This window comes from Methanobrevibacter sp. (genome assembly GCF_030539555.1).
Taxonomy (GTDB): Archaea; Methanobacteriota; Methanobacteria; order Methanobacteriales; family Methanobacteriaceae; genus Methanocatella.
The window spans coordinates 1-2,660 of record NZ_JAUNXX010000122.1 but is presented as its reverse complement, the minus strand read 5'-3'; the positions used below and the strand labels follow the sequence as shown (position 1 = coordinate 2,660).

Sequence of the window (2,660 nt, the reverse complement as noted above, 5' to 3'; positions counted from 1 at the left end):
ACAACGACCATAGCGCGCCGAAAATCATTGACTCCCAAAACCAGTTCATATAGTTACCAATTGAATCTTCACAATATCCTTTCCATCCCACCTCTTCTATTATCGAAGCAATCGTAATGGTAATAAATGCTCCGGCTATTCCAACACCGGTAAAAGAAAAGCTTTCAGTAAAGGAAAACTGGTTTATTGACTGTCCAAATGGCAGTGACAACAAAATGGAACAGACTATTACAATCGCAAATACAATCACGGCCCAAATTACATTCAGCCATTTTACTTTGTAAAATCCGATGATCTTATTCTTAAAGTCTTGCTTAAGCGCATCTGAGCCTGAAACCATAATGAAAACTGTAGACACAATGGCTGGGGCCAATAGACCTATAAACATAAGTAACGGACTTATGCTTTCTGGCAAAAAGATTGCCGGAATCCAAAATATCCAAGTAAAAATATACGCCAGAGCAAAAAAGAGAACCGGTTTATAGGTGTATTTTTCAGTTTTGTTCACTCGACCACTTCCATATCGCTCTTATCAATCAGATTGTAAATGAAACTCATAGTTCCCTTCTCTGCCCCGAGAAGTTTTTCAGTCATGTCTATAAAGACTGAAATATCCTGTTCACTAAATTTGCCTTCATTAAATGTACCATCGCTGATTATAAGGAGCATCTTAACACGCTCAGGTATATTGTCGCATTTAAAGATGCCTTCATCCACTCCTTCTTTTATAACTTCAGATAAAAGTGGAGTAACAACATTAATTAATTTTTTTCTGACTTTATGGTGCATTAATACGTTTTCCGGCTGGAAAAGAGCATTTTGTATAGGTTGTTCTTCTTCAGTAGGTTTTATTGATGTAATTATCCCAACTATTTTTTGAGGTACAGGAATATCCGTTTTGATAATCTGTTTTGCCATTTCTGTCTCGTTATCAATCATCATATCTATGACTTCTTCGAGCATCTGCTCTTTACTTTCGAAATGGTAGTAGTATGTGCCTTTAGCTATTTGTGCTTTTTCTATGATTTCGTCTACACTTGTATCCTCGTATCCCTGTGTGAGAAACATGTCATAGCCTATCTTTAACAGTTCTTTTTTTCTTTTTTCACCTTTTTTCATAATTGCCTCCAAAAATAAACAATCGGTTGGTTTTTATGTTACTATTAACCTCATAGTTTTGCCAATCATTTTTCGACTTTTAGTCGGTTTTTGTTTTTAATTCTAATATAAAAATTATACTATATAAACATTTTCATTTGTTTTAACATTATTGCGCAAGAATTCTCCTGCTTCTACAAGCTGGAGAGGTTCAAAAATAGCTCATATTGATTAATATGACTACAATTTAACATTATTGTGCAAGAATTCACCTGATTCTACAAGTTGAAGAGGTTATAGTTCCAAAGATTAAAAAAATAGTTTTCACTGGTATTCAATGGCCTGCCAAGTCATTTCAAAGTTTTTCTCAAAAATGAAATCAAAATCATTATTTGGGAGAGATAACCAAAAATACTGAATTCCCATATACATGTTATGCAATGATTCCACAATGTTTTCAGTTGAAAAGTCTTTTCTGATTTCATTTTTCCTTTTGCCTTCTTCGACAAGGTCGGTTAAAAATAGTTTAATATCATTTCCTGTTTGTAAAATCATTCCGTTAACCTCATCATGGGCGTATCCTGTTGATGTTAAAAGAAGTATCACGCTATTATAATTGATTTTTTCATTGATGCTTTCAATCTCAATACCGTTTATGTAGTGATGTAGAATATAAAGCAATGTATCATGGATTTTGTCCTTTGTGGAACCTTCAAGGATGATTTTATCAAAATCGATTTTAATGTAATCCACCATATACTTTTGCAGAATTGCTTCAAATATGTCGCTTTTATCTGAAAAATGGTAATATATGCCGCCGGTTGTCAGTCCGGTACAATTTCGGATTTCACTAATTGAAATATCAATTGTGCCTTTCTCCAATATCAATTTCAGCGTTTTTTCAACAATCAAATCCTTAGTGTTCATCAAACCACATTATGTTTTTTATAGTTAATTAATTATTCTCTGAATCTTATGTTTTCCCATTCCAAATTAAAAATATCTTCAAAGGCTGAAATCATGTCATCAATTAGATATATTTCCCATTTATATTGAATTCCCATGTATGTGATAATTAATGACTCTGCAATGTCTTCGACTGAGAAGTCTTGTCGGATTTCCCTGTTTTTTCGACCTTCCTCAATAATTTCTGTGAAAAAAGCCCTCAATTCTTTTAGGATACTTTGGCCAAACTCCCCAGAATTTTCATAAGTAAATCCGTTTCCAGTTAAAATCAACAATATGGCTCTGTAGTCTATTTCATCATCAATCGATTCAATCTTGATTCCTGTTTCTTTTTGCTTAAAAATTTCAACCATGGCATCATGGATTTTCTCTTTTGCATTTCCATTTATCTGCCGGAGTTCGTCCATATTGAATTTGTAATAGTCTATATAATATCTTTCAGTAATTTCATTATATAATTCTTCTTTATTTGGAAAATAGTGATATATTCAGCCGATAGTAATTCCTGTGGCGGCACTGACTTCCCTAATTGAAACAATAGAGTTTTCTTTTTCAATCATTAATTTTAAAGTCTTTTCTAAAATTAATTTTTTTGT

General features: G+C 32.8%; 4 protein-coding genes and 1 pseudogene. 1 reads left to right on the top strand and 4 read right to left on the bottom strand.

The genetic code is table 11. The features are described 5' to 3' along the window. A pseudogene (locus Q4Q55_RS10280) lies at positions 1 to 358 on the bottom strand (hypothetical protein); the annotation flags it as partial. A gap of 1 nt (position 359) precedes the next feature. Here Q4Q55_RS10280 and Q4Q55_RS10275 point away from each other — a divergent pair. Continuing rightward, entirely contained in the window at positions 360 to 485 is a 126-nt protein-coding gene (locus Q4Q55_RS10275; RefSeq protein ID WP_303372707.1) for a hypothetical protein, read from the top strand. A 19-nt stretch (positions 486 to 504) separates the two neighbouring features. Here Q4Q55_RS10275 and Q4Q55_RS10270 read toward each other — a convergent pair whose 3' ends face one another. The 3 genes from Q4Q55_RS10270 to Q4Q55_RS10260 form a co-directional block, all read right to left on the bottom strand. Continuing rightward, positions 505 to 1,068, bottom strand: coding sequence for a TetR/AcrR family transcriptional regulator (locus tag Q4Q55_RS10270; RefSeq protein ID WP_303372706.1), 564 nt, complete (start codon positions 1,066 to 1,068; stop codon positions 505 to 507). A 354-nt stretch (positions 1,069 to 1,422) separates the two neighbouring features. Beyond that, entirely contained in the window at positions 1,423 to 2,025 is a 603-nt protein-coding gene (locus tag Q4Q55_RS10265) for a TetR/AcrR family transcriptional regulator (RefSeq protein WP_303372705.1), read from the bottom strand. A gap of 32 nt (positions 2,026 to 2,057) precedes the next feature. Next, positions 2,058 to 2,471 (bottom strand): hypothetical protein, encoded by a 414-nt coding sequence (locus Q4Q55_RS10260; RefSeq protein ID WP_303372704.1) that lies wholly within the window; start codon positions 2,469 to 2,471, stop codon positions 2,058 to 2,060. Positions 2,472 to 2,660 lie beyond the last annotated feature (189 nt).

Excerpts from the sequence above, each read along its gene's own strand:
- Q4Q55_RS10260 (WP_303372704.1), bottom strand. The coding sequence starts at position 2,471 with ATGGACGAACTCCGGCAGATAAATGGAAATGCAAAAGAGAAAATCCAT.
- Q4Q55_RS10265 (WP_303372705.1), bottom strand. The coding sequence starts at position 2,025 with ATGAACACTAAGGATTTGATTGTTGAAAAAACGCTGAAATTGATATTG.
- Q4Q55_RS10270 (WP_303372706.1), bottom strand. The coding sequence starts at position 1,068 with ATGTTTCTCACACAGGGATACGAGGATACAAGTGTAGACGAAATCATA.
- Q4Q55_RS10275 (WP_303372707.1), top strand. The coding sequence starts at position 360 with ATGGCTGGGGCCAATAGACCTATAAACATAAGTAACGGACTTATGCTT.